This window comes from Pacificoceanicola algae (genome assembly GCF_049341065.1).
Lineage (GTDB): Bacteria > Pseudomonadota > Alphaproteobacteria > Rhodobacterales > Rhodobacteraceae > Pacificoceanicola.
In genome coordinates, this window is sequence record NZ_JBMPIX010000003.1 from 376,629 (window position 1) to 396,052 (window position 19,424).

Here is a 19,424-nt window from a genome sequence, read left to right on the forward strand (position 1 = left end):
TATGGCCGACAAAGGCAGCCCGTCACCCTGCGGCGTGACCGACCACGACCCCAAGCGCCCTGACAACCGCCCCGGTCTGGATCAGATCGCCAATCGCATCACGCGGCACGGTCAAAGCTTTGACCGGATGACGTGGAACATTCCGCGTCAGAAGGGTCCCGGGGACCCTGCGAGCTATCCTCTGACCGCGCTGCGCACCCGCGATCTGGACGATCCGACGATCAGCCTGATCGATGCCTGGGCCATGGCCGCCGATGTGCTGTCGTTCTACTCGGAGCGTGTGGCCAACGAAGGCTATTTCGCCACCGCTACCCAGCGACGCAGCGTTCTCGAACTGGCGCGAATGATCGGCTATGAACTGTCGCCCGGCGTCGCCGCCTCGACCCATCTGGCCTTTCACGTCGAGGATGCGGATGACCCGTATCGCACCGTGGCCGTAGCCCCCGGCGTGCAGGCCATGTCGATCCCCGCGAAAAAGGACGAGCTGCCGCAGATTTTCGAAACGCTGGAAGAAATCACCGCGCGGGCGGAATGGAACGCCATCCATGCGCGCACGGAGCGCCCCCAGAACCTTGTGCTTTACACCAATCCGGACGATCCCGAGGATGCCCGCAACGGCACGCTTTATCTGTTTGATCTTGATGGCAGTTTCGGCCCCAATACGCTGGTCGATCCGGATCTTCTGACCTTGGAAGAAGGCGCCGATCTGACGGGCTATCACCCTTTGTCGCGGCGCATTGATCTGGCGGACGCGCTGGCGGATCGTATCGCCGACAGCCAGACAAATGACCAGATCTCCCCGGCAATCTACGCCTTGCCGGTGGACGAAATCTGCCTGACCGGGCTTGGTCTGAACCTCAAACCCGGCACCCGCGTGCTGGCTGTCGGGCAGGGCACAGGGGAAGTCACAGCCCTGCCTTTGCGCGTCGTTTCGGCCGAAGAAGACCGGCCCTTTGGTCTGACGCGCGTGGTTCTGACCAAGAATGGCAAACCGCCCGAAAAGGTGCGCAAATCGCCGTTCTTTACCTTCGCCTTTTTGCTGCCGGGGATCATGCCGGACAAAAAGGTGCCGCTGGACACCGCCCAGCTGCAAACCACGGTGCGCGGCAAAAGCTGGACGGGAGACGGGCTGTCGGCGCTGGTGCAATCGCAAAACTGGCAGCGCACCAAGGTGATGACGCTGCTTGCTGTTCTGCTGTTTCCCAAGCAGCCCAAGGACGACACGGACCTTGGCTTTTTCGCGATGCGCGACAGTGCCGGGTTCTTTGGAAATACCGCGCCGCTTTGGGATACGCTGGACTATGGCGAAGGCTCGAAAGGCCCGTACAAGAACAAGAATTGGGACAATGTTCTGGGCACCAACACGATCTGGATGGACGGTTTGCAGAACCTCTATTCCGGCGAGGCGCAGGCCTATCTTGAGCGCGAGATCAAGGAAATCCAGCCCGGTGGCTGGGCCATTCTGGAAAGCCCGAAGGGCGACACACTGGGGTTGCGCGTCACCCATGCCGCCGCTGAATCGCGGGCTGACTATGCCATCACCGGAAAGGCCATGGGCCTTGGCTTTGAAACCGCTGCGGGAAAGGAATTGGAGCTTGGCGACAGCAGCGATGCGACCATCTACAACAACTTCCGTTTTCGCGGCGCGCAGCTGTTCGCAGTCAGTCAGCACCTGCCACAGTCCGGTGTGCCGCTGTCGAAGGAACTGGAGCAGGCGAGCACCTCGGTCGAATTGGACGGGCTTTATCTCGATCTGGAACGCGGGCGCCCTGTCTCGATTTTCGGTGCCCGGCTGGACGCCGAGGGGATCAACGGGCGCGAAACCCAGATCATCCGGGAGATCCAGCATGTGGACGGTGTCACAAGGCTGCTTTTCGAGGGCGAAACGGCCTATCGCTATGACCGCACAACCGTGCGCATCAACGCCAACGTCGCCGCGGCAAGCCACGGCGAGCGCGTGCAAGAAGATCTCGGCTCGGGCGATGCGCGTCTGAGTTTCCAGACCTTCACCCTGTCCAAACCGCCCCTGACCTATGTCTCGGCGGTCAATGCCTCGGGGCGGGCCTCGACGCTGGAGATCCGCGTTGACGGCATCTTGTGGAGCGAGATCCCGGCGCTGGGGCAGGCGGGGCCAGAGGATGCGGTTTATGAGCTGCGCCAAAGCAATGACGGCAAGAGCCATGTCCGCTTTGGCGATGGGCGCACCGGGCGACGCCTGCCCACAGGTGAGCTGAACGTGACTGCCAGCTATCGCAGCGGGCTGGGTATCAGCGGCGAGGTCGGGGCCGAAGCGATCAGCCAGCTCAAGACCCGGCCGCTGGGCATCAAATCGGTGGTCAATCCATCGCCTGCTACCGGGTCAGGCGATCCTGAAACCCTTGAAAACGCACGCGTCAACGCTCCGGCGGCGGTCAAGACGCTGGGCAGGATCGTCTCGCTGACCGATTATCAGGACTTTGCCTTGAACTTTGCCGGGATCGGCAAGGCGCAGGTCCGGCAGCTTTGGTCTTTGCAGGACAAGGTCGTGCATCTGACCGTTGCCCCGGAAAACGACAGCGAACTCAGCGAAAGCGATACGCTGATCACCAATTTGAAAGAGGCGGTCGAAAAGGTTCGTGATCCGGCGCGCCCGGTGGTGATCCAGCCCTATACACGCCGTCTGTTCACTCTGACTGCGCGGCTCGATATTGATCCGGCCTATCTGCTCGCGGACGTCGAAAATGCCGCCCGCCTGCACCTTGAGACCAGCTTTGGCTATGACAGCCGCGATCTGGCCCAGCCGGTCAGCGCCGCCGAGGTGATCGCCGCGCTGCACGATGTGGCGGGCGTGGTCTCGGCCGATCTGGACAGTCTGGCGGTGCTTCTTGACGGCGCCAGCATGCCCACCGGAGAGGCCACGCCGGAAGCTGTTCTGGCTGTTCAGTCGGCGCGCGGCCCAGGGCAAAGCGGCGCGGGGCAGGGGTTTTCTCCGGCCGAGCTTTTGACCGTTCTGCCATCGGCGATCATTCTCACCACGAGGGAGGCCAGCGATGCATAACCGTTCCCCAGCCGATCTGTTCGCGCGCCTGCCGGGGCATTTCCGCATCCGCGACGCCGAGGTGGGCGATCCGCTTCAGGCGCTCATGGGGCTGCTCGGCGATGAGCTGAAGATCATCGAACAGGATCTGGACCAGCTATACGACAATTGGTTTATCGAGACCTGCGAGCCTTGGGTGCTGCCCTATATCGCCGATCTGGTCGGCGCGCGCCCGATGCGCGACATCGGCGAGGAACAGGCCGGGTTGCTGCGTGCCTATATCGCCAATGTGCTGCAATACCGACAGGCCAAAGGCACCGCTGCGGTGGTCGAACAGGTGGCGCGCGATGTCTCTGGCTGGGCGGTTGTCGCGGTGGAATTCTTTCAGCGCCTCGCCACCAGCCAGCATATGAACCACACGCGGGCGCAGGCGGTGGTGTTTCCCGACATTCGCAATTCCGGCCGCGTGCGCCACAGCCGCGCGCCGTTTTCCACCATGGCCCATAGCGCCGCGGCGGGCGCGCCTGAAGGCTGGGCTGGGCGGTACAACATTCCGCATCTGGGTCTGTTCATCTGGCGCCAGACGGCCCAGCCGATCTGGCCTGTCGAGGATGGCGCTGGCTATATCGGGGGGGCCATGCCGTTTCATCGCGCAGCCGAGGCGGGGTTGTTCCGCTTTGACCCCTTGGGGCGCGATCTGCCGTTGTTGAACCGCCCCGCGGCGGATCTGTCCGTCGCCGCGCGCATGACGCCGCGCACCGTCCCGGCTGCCATCGAACGGGCCGAGTTGGGCGAAGCGCTGGATGCGGCGCGCGATGTCGGCCTGTCCAAGGATGGCTGGTTCGAAACCTCTCCGCCGTTCCGGATCAGACTGGACGGGGCCGAGGTCGCGCCAGCAAAGATCTTTGGCTGCGATCTGAGCAAAAGCGGGGCAGGGGAGTACCGCCGCCCCAAGACCGCTGGCAATGTTCTGGTCGATCCGGTTCTTGGCCGTCTGTCCTTGCATGACGATGACGCGGGCAAAACGATTGAACTGGGATACGCCACCGCCTCCAGTTTCGATATCGGCGGCGGCGCTTATGACCGGCGCGAAAGCATGGCCCGCTGGAGCGATGCCTTTACCGCTGACAAGCAAGACCCGCCCTGGACCATTGGCGTGACGCAAATCGCGGGGCAGATCACCGATGAGCCTACGCAGGGCGGCCCGGTTGTTGGCACCCTCAGCGCGGCGATCGAGGCGTGGAACGCGCAGGCCACGCCGGGCGCGCGCGGCATCATCGTGGTGATGGACAATGCCACCTATGATCAGGCCCCCGGCGAGGACCGCACGATCGCGCTGCCGCAAGGCGCCAAACTGGCCATCACCGCCGCCGCATGGGCCAAGGTGGATACCGGCGGAGGCCAGTCACAACGCACCCCCGGCGAGGTTTTCCCGATCCACCGCCGCCCGCTGATCAAGGGCGAAATCATCGTCGAGGCCGCAGAGTCCGGACAGGAAACCGGTGGCACGCTGATCCTTGACGGGTTGGTGATCCAGCAGCCGGTCGCGCTGTCGCCAACTGGTGATCTGCACCATCTGGGCGTCTACAATTGCACCCTTGGCGCGCAGGGCGACCGGCTTGATCCCGCGATCACCTGCGCTGCGGGCAACCTTTCGGCCAGCGTGACCCTGCATCGCACCATCGCAGGGCCGATCGCTCTGGGCGAGATGACCGGCGCATTGTCGATTTCCCGCTCGATCATCGGCGAGGACCGGACAGCCGACGGCCAATTGCCCGCGGCTCCGGTGCTGAAGGCAGGGCGGATGGACGCCGACATCTCGGGCAGCACGCTTTTGGGCCACGCCTCCCTACGCAGCATCGAGGCCGAGAACAGTATTCTTCTGGGGCAGATCGCTCTGGAACATCGGCAACGGGGATGCGTGCGGTTTTGCTTTGCGCCGCGCGGCTCGGCCTTGCCCCGGCGCTATCGCTGCCGCCCCGAAGAAGGCGATCCAGCGACCATGCGCCCGGTTTTTGTGTCCACCCGGTTTCAGGATCAGGGCTTTGGCCGCCTGCGCATGATCACTCCGCCCGAAATTCTCGAGGGCGCCGAGGACGGGATGGAAATGGGCGTGGGCTTTGCCAATCGCGAGCCTGCACGCCGGGCCAATATCATTGATGCAATCGCAGAGTTTGCTCCTTTCGGGCTGGCTTCCGGCCTGATCTTTATAGACGTGGGAGATATGCCATGAGCGGCGACTATTCCAAGAACAGCTTTGACGGAAAGTCTGATTTCAGCCTTGTCCGGATGCAGCAGGGGCGGCTTTTTACCGATGCGGATTGGAACGAACAGGGTGACATCCTGCGCAGCGCGGAACGCGCCAGCGCCGCCGACCTGATCGGCCACGCCGGGTTTCCGCAGGATCATCCGGGCTTTGGCCTGACGCCGGACAATACGATCGGCGCGCTGATCATCGGGGCGGGCACCGGCTATGTCGAAGGTGTGCGGCACGAAAATGCCGCGCCCAAGCCCCTGATGATCAAGAAGCATTCCGGCAATGGCGCGGCCCGTAAATGGACCTTTGCCGGCCCCGAGGTGCTGAGCGACGGCGCGGTGGTATCGTTGAGTGCCGAAGGAGAGGCGCCGTTTTCCCGGCTTGGCTCCTTTGCCGAGGAGGGCGATGGCACCCTGACATTCAAGGCCGATCCAGCGCTGCCGGACAACACCACCGAAGTCTTCGCGCAGGTGACCTTTGAACGCCAGCCCTATGCGCCAAAATGGAAACAGCCCGCCGCCAACGACACCTATTTCGCCTTTCTGAAATCAACGGAAATGCCCTGCACGGCGCTGGACGAGCCTTCGCTGCGCGAGGTTGCCTTTGACGGGCCGGATACGGCCACGCGGGACCGCACCATCTGGCAGGTGCAGCTATATCGCCGGTCCTTGCTGAACTCGCGTGGGTTGACGGACGACGCGCTGACCTGCACAGCCATGGCAGGCGGTATTGATCCGGTTCTGGGGCGCCGTGCACCGGGAAAGCTGCGCGCGCGCGCCGAGGTATCGGCGCAGGACGCAGGGCCTTGCCGGTTGCCGCCAGCAGCAGGTTATCGCAGTCTGCTGAACCTGCTGTACCGCGTCGAAATCCACAACGGCGCCGCGCAGCGCTTCAAGTGGTCACGTGAAAACGCCATCCACCGGTTTCGCTATGGCAGCATCGACGGAACAGTCCTGATCTTTGAAAACACTGGTCGCGACGAACAAAGCGCACTTGCCGCGGAAAACTGGATCGAGATCCGCGATCAGGACATGATCCTTGCCGAAGAGCCGGGCTTTTTCGCCCATGTGTCAGAAGTGCAGGGCGGGCGCGTCACGCTGGATCAGGTGCTTGACCCCGTGACGCTTGACCCGCTGACCAATGGCGGCGCCCCTGATATCGACGCCCTGCCGCGTGCCGCCATCGCGACGCGCTGGGAAGGCGGTATACCGCAAAAGATCGATCCCGATGTCTGGCAGGATCTGGACAATGGCGTGCAGGTCAATTTCGCCAAAGGGCGTTTTCAGGAAGGCGATTACTGGACCATTCCGGCGCGCTCGGTGACGGGTGACGTGGAATGGCCGGTCCACGAGGACAGCAATGAGCCCGCGCTGCAACCGCCCGAAGGGCCGCGCCGCGACTATGCCGCGCTAGCCCGGCTGACCAAGTCAAACGCGGGCTGGACCTTGGCCGAGGATTGCCGCCCGATTTTCCCCAGCGCCGTCAACGCATTGAAATTCAACTATGTTGGCGGTGACGGGCAAGAGGCGATGCCAGACCCCTTGTCGCCCGCGACACGGGTGGCTCTGCCGTCTAACCTGACGGTCTCTGCCACCCGCGGCCATGCCCCCGTCGAAGGCGAATTGATCCGCTTTGCGATCACTGCCGGCGATGGTCGGTTCCAGAACGGCCAAAAGACCATGGAGGTGCGTACCAACGCGCAGGGATTGGCGGGCGTGTCGTGGTCGCTGGACGCCGGGACTTTCCGGCAGGTCGTCACCGCGCACCGGATCAATGCCGCAGGCGCCGCGACCCATGCCCCGATCTTTTTCACCGCCACGCTGTCGACCGCCGACCACACAAGCTTTGACCCCGGTTCGATCAATGCACTTGCCGGGGCCAATACGGTTCAGGAGGCGATTGAACGGCTCGCCGGATTGCAGCAAATCGGCTGTTCAACGCATTTCATCACGCCCGGGCCGGGTTGGGAAAAAGTGCTGGAGAATTTGAAACCGGGCAGCAACGCCAGCATCTGTTTCACCCCCGGAAACTACAGCCTCGCGCGGCCGGTGAAAATGACCGGGCTGGGGCAGCTCACCTTGCACAGTGGCGGGCCCGGGATCGCGAATATCATGATCGACCGCTCGGAATCGGCCCTTGAATTCATTCAATGCAAATCCGTCACCGTTCACGGGCTGACCGTTTCGACCCCGGCAGCCAACACAGCCGCAGCGGTCAAGAAAAACCGCCACGGCACGCTGGATTTCCAACAGTGCGAAACCGTCACAGTCGAAGGATGCACGCTCAGTTGTGGCGGTGGAACCTCGACCCAGCGCAGCTGTCTGCGGGTTCAGGGCAGGGCGGTTGGCAGTCAGGCGGCCCGCTCGGTCAGCATCCGGGGCAACACCCTGACCGTTGGCAATATGCAAGAGGCGATCCTTGTCACCGACGCCATCGACGTGGACATCGCAGACAACCAGATCCGCGCGAAACCCGGCGGATCGAGCAAACTTCCGATCGACGCCTTCCTTGGTGATCGCAAATGGGTTGTCAAAACCGTGCAAAGCCTCGTGGCGCGGCCGGTTCTGGGCAAGATACAGGTTGATAGCCCGGACAAGATGATCCGGTCCGGCCAATGGCGCGTCGGGTTCACAAGTCCTCTGCCGCAGGATCTGTGGGACGAGGCTGTGGCCAAGACGCCGCCCAGCAAGGTGCAAATGCGATCGCTTGCGACCTTTGACAGGTACGCTCAGGAACGTATCAAGGAAGTTGTTGAAAACGCAGAGCAATTCGAAGCGTTCAAGCGCAGCTTTGCCAAACTGCGCGAAAGCCTTGGCGGCAATGCCGATTTGCTCAAAGACCCCAAGGTGCGGCGGAGCCTGATCGTCACGAGCGAGCCCAGAGCCTACCGGTTCGACGACGGCGGGCGCGACAAGCGCAACACCGTGCTTGAGGCCAATGGCCAGCTGATCGCCTTTGATTCCCCGTTTTCGCAACGCGATTGGAACACGGCCCTGGCGCGCAGTCAGTTGGCGACCAAGGTGGTCAACTCTCAGGAATTGCTGGCGGTCACAATGCAACTGGCCGAACGCCTGCTGACCGACGAGGCGGCGCGCGCGCCCTTTGGATCGGTCAAGGCCTGGTTGGATCGCTTTCGCGTCAACCGGGTCAACATGGCGTTTCAGGGGATCATCTGCGGTGGACGCAGGCTGGATAACGTGGCCATCCACGGCAATGTCATCCGTGATTGTCAGATCGGCGCCCGGGTGGCCACCAGCGGCGACGATGACAAAACCTATTCGGCCCGCTCGATCCAGATCGAGCGCAACCGGATGGAACTGATGGCGCAAAGCGCAGAAGCCTACGCAGGATTTGGGCTGCTTGTCGGAAACGCCTTGTCAGTGCGAATTCTCGACAATGACATGGCGTTGTCGAGCCGTCCAAACTACACGAAGTATTTCTCGCAAGGGATTAGAATTTGGGGATTTATCGGAGAACAGATCAACGTTTCTCGCAATCGTATCGCCATGGCGACCATGGGCTTGCGGCTGAACCACAGCGCCCCCGAGACCGAGCCCAAGGGCGTATGGATCTTTGCAGAAAACATCATCAACGGGCCCAAAGGAACCGTGGCGCATAAGGTTACGCCCAGCCAGAACCTCAAAGCGCGCGAAAACGGGCTTTTCCTGCGATAGGCGCAACCCAAGGGATGAATTTCCTTTGGAGGATGGATGAGCTGTGATATCCTAAAAGCCTCAAATTTCGGCAAATGTTTGTTTGGTGCCGCACGGGTTCGAGTCCCCTTGAGAATAGCGAAGCGAGGCGGAGCAACCGGCTCGCTTCCCGCATTTCTGGGCAAGGGGTTATGATCCATAGCGCGACATTGTGGGCTGTAGCCAGACAGCCTCCACCTTAAGTCTTATAATCAGTATTATGTAAATAAAACTATGTCAGATGGATTGTATATTCTCTGAAGAACCGATTTTTCAGGTTCATATGACCCATTGAGCCATGAAAAGCGGTCATTGTCCCAAAGCCGATGCTAGACAGAGCCAAACCAACCGCTTAGCGTTCTTACCGCATTGATGAACTTAAAGAACGGCTTGGTCCGTGTATTGGAGAGCCAGAAAATGAAGGCCGAGTTGCGCGACTATCTGATCGAGCTGACGAATATGGATAGCGTCGAAGCGCTGTGGAGCGCGCATTGCGAACGTATGGCCACATATGGGTTCGATCGGCTGATTTATGGCTTCACAAACTTCCGGACGGAAAATTCACTCGGCGATCCAAATGATTTCGTTATCCTGACCAACCACACCCCAGCCTATCGCAAAGGCTTTGTCGAGGACGGCCTTTATCGCCATGCGCCGATGGTCAATTGGGCCATGACAAACGAAGGCCATTGCAGCTGGCGCGCGCTGGCTGAACAGATCACGGCTGGAAGCCTGTCTGAGAATGCCCGCAAGGTTGTTGAGTTCAACCTGTCCCACAAAGTGCACGCTGGCTATACGATCAGCTTCAAATCCGTCTCCAGCCGCGCCAAGGGCGCGATTTCCCTGACGACTCGGGCGGAAATGAACCAGGATCAGGCGGACGCGATCTGGGAAAAGGACGGTCAGGATATCATCCTGTTGAACAACATCGTTCACCTCAAGATCCTGACGCTTCCTGTTCCCTTGCAAAACCAGACCCTGACACCGCGCCAGCGCGAGGCGCTCGAATGGGTTGGCGATGGCAAAACCATGCAAGATATCGCGCAAATCATGGGACTTACGCAGGCTACGATCGAAAAACATCTTCGTCTTGCACGTGAAACCTTGAACGTGGAAACCACGGCGCAAGCGGTGGCCAAAGCGGCCTTTCACAACCAGATGTACATCATCGAAGCAAGGTAAAGCGCCCTGCCCCAAGGCATGGGCCTCTATTTACTTTTGATTGTAGATTTATCAGAAACACTCTGTCTGCGTGAATTCAGCGTGAAAAACGCTGAGTTTCCCTTAGGTCTGGAAAACCCCACTTTCGTTACGTACCGTCATTTGTCAAAGTACAGATGTTCCGTGAGTGGTGGCCTTAGGCCATGGAACGCAGAGACCGTATCCCGACGATTTTCGGGCTCTGAGGTTTCGTGCTGGTTCCGGCAGGGCAATTACCGCCTTGCTGGGCCAGCGTCCCTTCCGGGGTCCTCATCTCATCCCCAATGTCTCTTGGGGGCCCCGGATCCTACTTTGGTTGGTGCTTGCCTGTAACTTCACCAATCAAAAAAAGCCGTCCCTTTATGGGACGGCTTTCCTATTTTCAACAGTGACAGGGGTTTTACCCTTGTGTCCCTTAGCCCTGAGCGGCTTTGGCAACTTCGGCGGCAAAGTCTTCTTCGACCTTTTCGATGCCTTCACCAACCTGCATACGCACAAAACCGACGATTTCGGCGCCAGCTTCCTTGGCGGCCTGCTCGACGGTGATGTCGGGGTTCAGCGCGAATTGCTGCCCGGTCAGGGTCACTTCGGCGAGGAACTTTTTCATGCGGCCAACGATCATCTTTTCGATCACGGCGTCGGGCTTGCCCGATTCCTTGGCGATATCGATCTGGACCTGCTTTTCCTTTTCGACAACAGCCGGATCAAGGTCAGCTTCGGACAGAGCGGCTGGGTTGGCCGCTGCGATGTGCATGGCAACCTGACGGCCAAAGGCCTCGTCACCGCCCTTGAGCGCAACCAGCACACCGATCTGGCCCATGCCAGCGGTGGCTGCGTTGTGCACATAGGCCGCAACAACTTCGCCCTCGACAGTGGCCATACGGCGCACGGACATGTTTTCGCCGATGGTGGCGATCTTGTCGGTGATGACGTCGGACACGGTCTTGCCGCCCAGGTCAGCCGCTTTCAGCGCCTCGACATCGGACACGGTCAGAGCAACGTCGGCAATTCCGCCAACCATCTGCTGGAAGTCAGCATTCTTGGCAACAAAGTCGGTTTCCGAGTTCACTTCAACCGCGACACCTTTGCCACCTTCAACCTTGACGGCCACAAGGCCCTCGGCCGCAGTGCGGTCGGACTTCTTGGCGGCCTTGGCAAGACCCTTGGTACGCAGCCAGTCAACGGCGGCCTCGACGTTGCCGTCGGTTTCGACCAAGGCTTTCTTGGCATCCATCATGCCTGCGCCGGTCATTTCGCGCAGTTCTTTCACCTGTGCAGCTGTGATCGCCATGATTTGGCTCTCCTCGATATATAAGTGCGGATAAGGGGCGGCCCCGAAGGCCCGCCCGGACTATATCACGAAACAGATGTCGCGTGTGCGACAGCTGGAATTACTCGGCGGTAGCCTCGCCTGCCTCGGTCAGCAGCTCTTCGGTCGGGGCCTCTTCGAGCGCGCCAAGATCAACACCAGCGGCTTCCATCTGGCCGGTCATACCGTCCAGAGCAGCGCGCGAGGCCAGATCGCAATACAGGGCGATGGCACGGGCGGCGTCGTCGTTGCCGGGGATGATGTAGTCGATGCCATCGGGCGAGCAGTTGGTGTCGACGATCGCCACAACCGGGATGCCCAGCTTGTTGGCTTCGGCCACGGCCAGCGCTTCTTTTTTGACGTCGATGACGAACAGCATGTCCGGCACGCCGCCCATTTCGCGAATCCCGCCCAGCGAGGCTTCCAGCTTGAGCTGGTCACGCTCCATGCCCAGACGTTCTTTCTTGGTCAGGCCTTCGGCGCCCTGCTCCATCAGTTCGTCGATCTTCTTGAGACGGCTGATGGACTGCGACACGGTCTGCCAGTTGGTCAGCGTGCCACCGAGCCAGCGGTGGTTCATGTAATACTGTGCGCATTTCTCGGCCGCATCCGCGACGGGCTGAGCCGCCTGACGCTTGGTGCCGACAAACAGAACGCGGCCGCCTTTGGCGACGGTGTCGCGGATCGCTTTCAGAGCCTGATCCAGCAGCGGAACAGTCTGTGTCAGGTCCATGATGTGGATGCCGTTGCGCGCGCCATAGATGAACTCGCCCATGCGGGGGTTCCAACGCTGCGTCTGGTGGCCAAAGTGAACGCCAGCTTCAAGCAGCTGACGCATGGTGAACTCAGGAAGAGCCATGCCGTAAATCCTTTCCGGTTTCATATCCTCGGCGGGGGATCAAGGCGTCTGCCTCAACCGGTGGACGTTGGGGGATGTCTGTCCCAATGCCCGCCCCCGCCTGCGGGGTTCGTGCGCGAGCCTTTAGACTGCCTGTGTGGGGATGGCAAGGGGCAAAGTGCCCACGGCCTTGTCGGCTTACAAAAAGACGCGTTCGACGAACCAATAGGCCCCGATCACGGCAATCCCAAGCGAGGTCGGCACAGCGACGAACCGGCGATAGGCTTCGAGCCGGTCAAGGTAGGTGACCGACAGGAAACACAGCAGGCTGATAACGGCAAGTGGCCAGAAGAAGGTCGGCGCCCCTGCCCCCATGCTTTCGACAAAGCCGGGCCCGTTCAGCGCAAAGCTGAGGCCCACGAAACCCAGCACCAATATGCCATAAACGATTTGCCCGGTGCGAATATCTGCCTCGCCTTCATCGACGCGCTGTGCCAGCCAGACCAGCAGGAAGGCCAGCGAAATGACCGTCAGCTGGCCGATCTCGACGCCGATGTTGAACCCGATCAACGCCGGAAAGAACTGCGCCTTGGGCAGGCCGAATTCGCCCAGCACGCTGGCAAATCCCAGTCCGTGCAGCAGGCCAAACACAAAGATCACTGCCGGGCGCCATCTGTGCAGCTTGTCCGACACGATATTTTCTACAGCCACGTAGACGATCGAAGCGGCGATGATCGGTTCGACGATGGAAGCGGGAATGTTCACATAACCCAATGCACCCAAAGCCAAAGTGACCGTATGCGCCAGCGTGAAAGCCGAGATTTGCCATAGCAGCGGGCGCAGGTGCGTCGATAGAAAAAACAGCCCCAATACAAAAAGTATATGGTCCAACCCCTTGGGCAGGATGTGGTCAAATCCGACCGGGATATAAGAGGCAAACGTTGCCACGGCGCCCAGGGCTCCGCCGCCCTGAACGGCAATCGGGCCGCTGCTGTCGCCTGCCAGATAGCCGGTATAGCCGTCTTCGACTCCGACTTGCCTTAGCACCAGAGTACCATAGCGCGCGGGCCATTGCATCTCCACCGTTTCCGCACCGGCAGGAAGGTTGCCTTCAATGCCGAGCACCGTGTCGCGCGGCAAATCAAGATCCCCTATCGGCGGCACCGCTATATCCGTGACCTCGAGCGCAACAAGCGTGCCGTCGGCGCTGAGCCCCATGGCGGCAACAAACCCCGGCACCGCAGCGCGCAGACGACTGGCGATCTCCTCTGGCGGCAAGGCGCGCAGCGCGTCCACATCGCCCGAGGCTTCGCTTTCGTTGGTGTCCGAAAGTCCCTCAAGATCGACCCCGGCCAAAAGCGCCTCGGCGTTCAGCTCCAGCGACAGGGAGACCTTGCCATTCGCGGCGGTCAGATCTGCGATGGCCGGACGCACCTCATGCGAAAGGGCGGCCGAGACCGAGACTAACCAGATCAGGATTGCTCCGAAGACGCGCATGCTACTCTCCACATATTTTGATAGAGGAAAGTGATGCAAAGCACCGGATGTTCAAGGGAAAATCTTGAGGTCCCCTACAGTTCGATGACTTCGACGTTTTTCCCTTTGGCGGCAAGCGCGATTTTCCCCTCGCACAGTCGCAATGCGTCATCGCCAAAAACTTCACGCCGCCAGCCCGACAGCGCCGGGACATCGCGCAGCCCAGCGGCAATCGCATCGAGATCGGCGGCCGGGGCGATCAGCTTGGAGGCCACCCCCGAGCTTTCGGTCCGCGCCTTGAGCAACACCCGCAACAGATCGGCCAGCGCTGGGTTCACTTGCAGCTTTTCCCGGCTCAGATCGACCTCGGGCAGCTTGTCCTTTGGGCAGTTGAGGCCGTCCTGCACCGCCTTGAGGATACCTTCGGCAATCTCGCCTTTGCGGGCTTCGCGCAGCAGCAGGCGGGATCGACCGAGATCGCCCATGTTTTGCGGCTTGGTCGACGCCAGTTCGACCAGCGCGTCGTCTTTGAACACCCTGGTGCGCGGGATATTGCGGCTTTGGGCAAAATCCTCGCGGAAGGCGGCCAATTCGCGCACGATGGCAAGGAACTTGGGCGCATTGGAGCGGGTCCGAATCCGTTTCCACGCATCCTGAGGAAGCGAGATATAGGTCGCCGGGGTGGTCAGGGTGGCAAGCTCCTCGGCCACCCAGCGGGCGCGTCCGCTTTCGTCCAGCTTGCGGGCAAGAAATTCGTAGATCTGGCGCAGGTGGGTGACGTCGGCCAGCGCATAGGTCTTTTGCGCATCGGTCAGCGGGCGCCGCGACCAATCGGTAAAGCGCGAAGACTTGTCTACCTGCTGTTTGGCGATACGTTTCACAAGGGTTTCATAGCCCACCTGTTCGCCAAAGCCGCAGACCATGGCGGCCACCTGCGTGTCAAACAAGGGCGTGGGGATCACCTTGTAATCAATAAAGAAAATCTCAAGATCCTGCCGTGCGGCATGGAACACCTTGACCACGTTCTCATTGCGAAAGAGATCAATCAGCGGATCAAGCGACAGCCCGTCCACCAGCGGATCGACAAGCACCGCGTTGCTGTCATCCTTGCCCGGAAGCGCCAGTTGGATCAGGCAGAGTTTGGAATAATAGGTGCGTTCCCTCAGGAACTCGGTGTCGACGGTGACATAGGGCTGGTCTTTGGCTTTAGCGCAAAAGGCGGCCAGTTCTTCGGTCTTGGTGATGGTCTGCATGAGCAGGTGATCTTCCTCGTTTTTCTTGTCCCGCTGCGCCTCGTGCCCCGACCTTAGCCGATTTCACGCCCAAGGGAAATTTATTCGCCGGACAGCAAAACCGGAGTCTTGTCGCCCGCAGCAAAGCGGCGCAGAACCGCTGGATACAGCCGATGTTCCTGCACCAGAACGCGCGCTGCAAGGGTATCAGGCGTATCGCCCGGCATAACCGGCACCCGCGCCTGGCCAAGAATGGGGCCATCGTCCAGTTCCGGCGTGACCTCGTGCACGGTGCATCCGGCCTCGGCGTCGCCAGCCTCCAGCGCGCGCGCATGGGTGTGCAGGCCCTTGTATTTGGGCAAAAGCGAGGGGTGGATATTCAGCATCTTGCCCGCCCATGGCTGAACAAAACCCGCCGTCAGGACGCGCATGAATCCGGCAAGGCAGATGATATCAGGCGCATGTGGCGCCAGCGCCTGCTGGAGCGCGGCTTCAAACGCGGCGCGATCCTTGCCAAAGGGGCGATGATCGACGGAAAATGTGGTAATCCCCATTTCAGCGGCCTTTGTCAGACCGCCCGCGCACGGATCATTCGAGGCCACCACGATGGCGCGCGCCGGATGATCCCCGACCATGCTTTCCACCAGCTTGATCATGTTCGAGCCGCCGCCCGAAATCAGGATCGCGACGCGCTTCACGACAGCGCGCCCTCATAGGCCACACCTTCGCCGCCCGTCACTGTGCCAAGCGTAAAGACGCTTTCGCCAGCGTTTTGCAACTTGGCTTTCAAGGCGTCGGCCCGGTCCGCGCTGACCACGAGGATCATGCCGATCCCGCAGTTGAAGGTCTTGAGCATCTCGGCGCTTTCGATATTGCCGGTCGCTTGCATCCATTTGAACACCGGGGGCAGATCCCATGCGTCCAAATCAATGTTGGCGCCCATGCCTTCGGGCAGAACGCGCGGCAGGTTTTCGGTCAGGCCGCCGCCCGTGATATGGGCCAGCGCGTGCACGCCCCCTGCCCGCACGGCCCCCAGAGCGGATTTCACGTACAGCCGCGTCGGTGTCAGCAAGGCCGCCCCAAGCGAGCCGTCACCCCAAGGGCAATCGGCGTCCCAGCCAAGGCCCGAAATCTCGACCAGTTTGCGCACAAGGCTGTAGCCGTTGGAATGCACCCCGTCCGAGGCCAGCCCGAGCAAGACATCGCCCTCGGCCACACCCGCAGGCAGGTCAGAGCCGCGCTCCATCGCGCCCACGGCAAAGCCCGCAAGGTCAAAATCGCCCGCTGGGTACATGCCCGGCATCTCGGCTGTTTCGCCGCCGATCAGGGCGCATCCCGATTGCGCGCAACCCTCGGCGATGCCTTCGACCACACGCGCAGCAGTGTCGGTGTCCAGCTTGCCTGTGGCAAAGTAGTCAAGGAAGAACAGCGGCTCAGCGCCTTGGCACACCAGATCGTTGACGCACATGGCGACCAGATCGATGCCGACGCCGTCGACGTGGCCGGTGTCGATGGCGATGCGCAGTTTGGTGCCAACGCCATCGGTGGCCGCCACAAGGATCGGATCGCTATAGCCTGCCCCCTTCAGATCGAAGAGCGCGCCAAATCCCCCAAGGCCAGACATCACGCCCGGTCGGTTTGTCTTTTTCGCCGCCGGTTTGATCCGGTCCACAAGGGCATTGCCCGCGTCGATATCCACGCCGGCCTGCGCATAGGTCACTGGGGTTTTGGCTTCGCTCATCGGGACTCTCCTTGGCAATTGGCGCCGCGATAGCCCATTGTGAGCCTCCCTGCAATGTCCCTGCTTGACCTTGCAAGACTCTCTGATACTCAGTGCGCTACGGTGGGCCTGTAGCTCAATTGGTTAGAGCAGGGCGCTCATAACGCCTTGGTTGGGGGTTCGAGTCCCTCCGGGCCTACCAATAAAATAAGGGGTTTTTTACCTTCTCCAGAATGCGCCCAAGGTTCATTGAACCTTTCCATGCATTCTGGCGGGTGCCGCCCCCCCCAAGCGTGCAGCAACCAACTTCTTCTCGGCTTCGACAGCGTCGTTGTTTTTTTGCAGCCAAACCGCGGCAATTTTCCAGATCACCGCACGTGTGCAGCCCTCGCCAAGAGCGATGCCATCAGCATTTCCTCCTGCGTCGATGGCACAGTATGTGGTCCATCCTCGCAGGCATCAACAGGCAGCCAGATCATGGGTCCCCAACCCACCCTGGTGCTCTGCGCCAACGATCATGCCCCAGACTGGCAAACCCGACGCAGTACACGAGCGGCAAACAAGCAGTCCGGCCAAACAACCCAACCCCGGCCTTGACAACAAATAGCACTATCTACTATTTTCCACTCAAAGCAGGGAGGGAAGCTGATGAACCGATCAATCTCGATTTCCACCGACGTCTTCGCAACGATCTGGGCTCATCGAGTGGAAGGTGAGGAAACGGAAGACGCCATCTTGCGCCGTGTGCTTGGTTGCCAGTGCAACTCTGACGCTTCCTCGGTGAACGAAACTAATAGCGCTGCCAACGGCTACACAGATACCCGAAACGGTGTAACCTTCCCGCACGGATTCATTATTTTCAGAACCTACAAACGGAAAGAGTATTCCGCTACGGCGGAAGATGGGGCATGGAAACGCACCGACACCGGTGAAAGCTTTCCCTCATTAAACCAACTTAACGCGTCTATAACGGCTGGCAATGAAAACGTATGGAATGGAACCTGGAAATACAAGGACAGCGATGGCACCTACCATTCTATCGCCACACTAAGACGATAACGAGAGAGACAAATTTTGTAGAATCGGAAATAGGAAATAAGAGCAGCGTCTCGGCCTCCGTGTAACAATGGCTCATTCGGCCACATATCTATGCACCATCGGCCCAATGCCGCCGTTGGCCAGGATCGCCATTGCCGCAGCGTAGCTTCCCAATACCCGCCATTCGAGGCATTGTGCAGCATGGCTTGACTGTTGGAGGTCGGAAACGCGGACAAAAGAGACCAACCGGAGTGAAGTAATGTGCCTTGCAGGACCCGACTACCGCCTTGGGGATCAACATCCGGAGATCGCACTTATGGGTGCCTGCCCTGGAGCACAAGAAGAAGAACAAGGCAGGCCCTTCATCGGGGATGCAGGGACACACCTTGCTGCGATGATTCGGATCATCAGCGCTATAAGCCCTGCTAAGTTCCCCTCGGAGGACCGCGATGACTATACCTTGCTCAACGCACACCCACTGCCGCGCTATAAGGGCCAAGCTGGATATGATGGAAATACTGAACCGACAAGGCCTGAGGTCATGTGCGATGTAAACATCGTCAGGCTGAACCAACAACTCCTACAATCAGGCATTGTTCGTATTCTGTTGGCAGGGACAAAGCCGCAATGGCTTGCTGAAAGGCTCGTTGCCAATTTTCCAGAGATTGAGGTATTTGTGTGCGGCCATCCATCATCAAGTGCTTGGAATCGACGTTACGTTGGCCAACCTCGGGCGGAGAAAATCAGGCTATGGACCCAAGAAACCTACCAGATGGTACATCCATTTCGGGTCCATCGATAGAATCACTGCGCTCAAAATCATTGCCAAGACGGCCCAATGAGGACTTGGAGTAAAGCTTCGGGTCGCTGCAACGCGCCTCCTCGAAGGAGACATTCGCTGCGCGAGCAGAATCTGGCCAGGTTCGAAAATCACAGTTCGTGGCACAAAGCGGCTCCCTGCAAATAGGTTTTTCTTAGACGGTTTCCGCTTTCTGGCGGCTTGCGTTGCTACGGTTGATGAGGTGCTCGAATGCCAACTCGCGGCCAGAAGGTTATCGTGTGCTCCTATTCAGCCCGTCTTACGTCTCTTAACGCTCGGTTGATCGAATTTTCAGCATCTTCCAATTCTCGAACTACCCTCTTGATATCACGTTCAATATCAACATTTTCGGGCAGCGGCAGTTTCTTCAGTTTTCTTTTTGCATCATCAATGCTTGATAGCGCGTTCTTCAAACTTGTTTTCGTCGACATTTTACTTGCCTTTCATTCATAATGTACTGCTGTCTCGATGATTGATTTTCGCTACGGCTGCAATGGCCTCGAATCAGATCTGCGGCGGCGCGGCAGCCCCCACCTTAGCGCGCCAAGCCTGACGGCGTGACCGGCCCTGAGCTGCCATTGATCTGGAATGCCGCCGCTGCAGAGCAGCGTCACCGAACCGGTCATTCATGGATAGTGCAGCATTTGGAGCTGGCGGTTGATAGCAGAACGGGACTTCCCCACCGGTCCGGAGGGGAAGTCAAATGAGTGACCTGGATAGGCAGAACTTATGTCACAGGCAAGTCTTGCAGGCATTACAGAGCCCAAGATCAATTAAAATGTCCCGAGAATCCCACGTCTTTGCGCTGCCCGCATCTGCCATTTCT

13 protein-coding genes and 1 tRNA gene are annotated in these 19,424 nt (G+C 60.0%); 7 read left to right on the forward strand and 7 right to left on the reverse strand.

All coding sequences use genetic code 11. The features are described 5' to 3' along the window. Position 1: 1 nt before the first annotated feature. The 4 genes from ACOYQJ_RS06735 to ACOYQJ_RS06750 all read left to right on the forward strand — a co-directional run bounded on the left by ACOYQJ_RS06735 (position 2) and on the right by ACOYQJ_RS06750 (position 10,147). Positions 2-3,037: a putative baseplate assembly protein gene (locus tag ACOYQJ_RS06735; protein WP_422905238.1), complete on the forward strand. Its 3,036-nt coding sequence runs from the start codon at positions 2-4 to the stop codon at positions 3,035-3,037. Then, a complete protein-coding gene (locus tag ACOYQJ_RS06740; protein ID WP_422905239.1) occupies positions 3,030-5,249 on the forward strand; it encodes a hypothetical protein in 2,220 nt (739 codons plus the stop codon). Before ACOYQJ_RS06735 ends, ACOYQJ_RS06740 begins: the two co-directional genes overlap by 8 nt. Next, complete coding sequence (locus tag ACOYQJ_RS06745; RefSeq protein WP_422905240.1) at positions 5,246-8,947, forward strand: DUF6519 domain-containing protein; 3,702 nt, start codon at positions 5,246-5,248, stop codon at positions 8,945-8,947. Before ACOYQJ_RS06740 ends, ACOYQJ_RS06745 begins: the two co-directional genes overlap by 4 nt. Before the next feature lie 435 nt (positions 8,948-9,382). After that, positions 9,383-10,147 carry a LuxR family transcriptional regulator gene (locus ACOYQJ_RS06750; protein ID WP_422905241.1) on the forward strand — a complete coding sequence of 255 codons (765 nt, stop codon included), beginning with the start codon at positions 9,383-9,385 and terminating at the stop codon, positions 10,145-10,147. 433 nt (positions 10,148-10,580) lie between these two features. Here ACOYQJ_RS06750 and tsf read toward each other — a convergent pair whose 3' ends face one another. The 6 genes from tsf to purM form a co-directional block, all read right to left on the reverse strand. Continuing rightward, on the reverse strand, positions 10,581-11,456 hold the full coding sequence (gene tsf, locus ACOYQJ_RS06755) for a translation elongation factor Ts (RefSeq protein ID WP_422905242.1): 876 nt from the start codon (positions 11,454-11,456) through the stop codon (positions 10,581-10,583). A 100-nt stretch (positions 11,457-11,556) separates the two neighbouring features. Then, positions 11,557-12,333, reverse strand: a complete 777-nt coding sequence (gene rpsB / locus ACOYQJ_RS06760; protein ID WP_422905243.1) for a 30S ribosomal protein S2 — start codon at positions 12,331-12,333, stop codon at positions 11,557-11,559. 177 nt (positions 12,334-12,510) lie between these two features. After that, a complete protein-coding gene (locus ACOYQJ_RS06765) occupies positions 12,511-13,809 on the reverse strand; it encodes a HupE/UreJ family protein (protein WP_422905244.1) in 1,299 nt (432 codons plus the stop codon). A 74-nt stretch (positions 13,810-13,883) separates the two neighbouring features. Then, positions 13,884-15,041, reverse strand: a complete 1,158-nt coding sequence (gene rnd, locus ACOYQJ_RS06770) for a ribonuclease D (RefSeq protein ID WP_422905245.1) — start codon at positions 15,039-15,041, stop codon at positions 13,884-13,886. An 80-nt stretch (positions 15,042-15,121) separates the two neighbouring features. After that, positions 15,122-15,718 (reverse strand): phosphoribosylglycinamide formyltransferase, encoded by a 597-nt coding sequence (purN, locus tag ACOYQJ_RS06775; protein ID WP_422905246.1) that lies wholly within the window; start codon positions 15,716-15,718, stop codon positions 15,122-15,124. Continuing rightward, entirely contained in the window at positions 15,715-16,761 is a 1,047-nt protein-coding gene (gene purM, locus ACOYQJ_RS06780) for a phosphoribosylformylglycinamidine cyclo-ligase (protein ID WP_422905247.1), read from the reverse strand. The genes purN and purM overlap by 4 nt, the downstream gene beginning before the upstream one ends. A 104-nt stretch (positions 16,762-16,865) precedes the next feature. Here purM and ACOYQJ_RS06785 point away from each other — a divergent pair. From ACOYQJ_RS06785 to ACOYQJ_RS06795, 3 genes are all read left to right on the forward strand, one after another. Further along, positions 16,866-16,942: transfer RNA gene (locus ACOYQJ_RS06785), tRNA-Ile, on the forward strand. Between the two features lie 446 nt (positions 16,943-17,388). Next, the gene (locus ACOYQJ_RS06790; protein WP_422905248.1) at positions 17,389-17,799 is read left to right on the forward strand and encodes a hypothetical protein; all 411 of its coding nucleotides are present in this window, start codon (positions 17,389-17,391) and stop codon (positions 17,797-17,799) included. A 238-nt stretch (positions 17,800-18,037) separates the two neighbouring features. After that, positions 18,038-18,580, forward strand: coding sequence for a uracil-DNA glycosylase family protein (locus tag ACOYQJ_RS06795; protein WP_422905249.1), 543 nt, complete (start codon positions 18,038-18,040; stop codon positions 18,578-18,580). A gap of 263 nt (positions 18,581-18,843) precedes the next feature. On the opposite strand, the gene ACOYQJ_RS06800 is transcribed toward ACOYQJ_RS06795, so the two are convergent. Continuing rightward, positions 18,844-19,029: a hypothetical protein gene (locus tag ACOYQJ_RS06800; RefSeq protein WP_422905250.1), complete on the reverse strand. Its 186-nt coding sequence runs from the start codon at positions 19,027-19,029 to the stop codon at positions 18,844-18,846. Between the last annotated feature and the right edge of the window lie 395 nt (positions 19,030-19,424).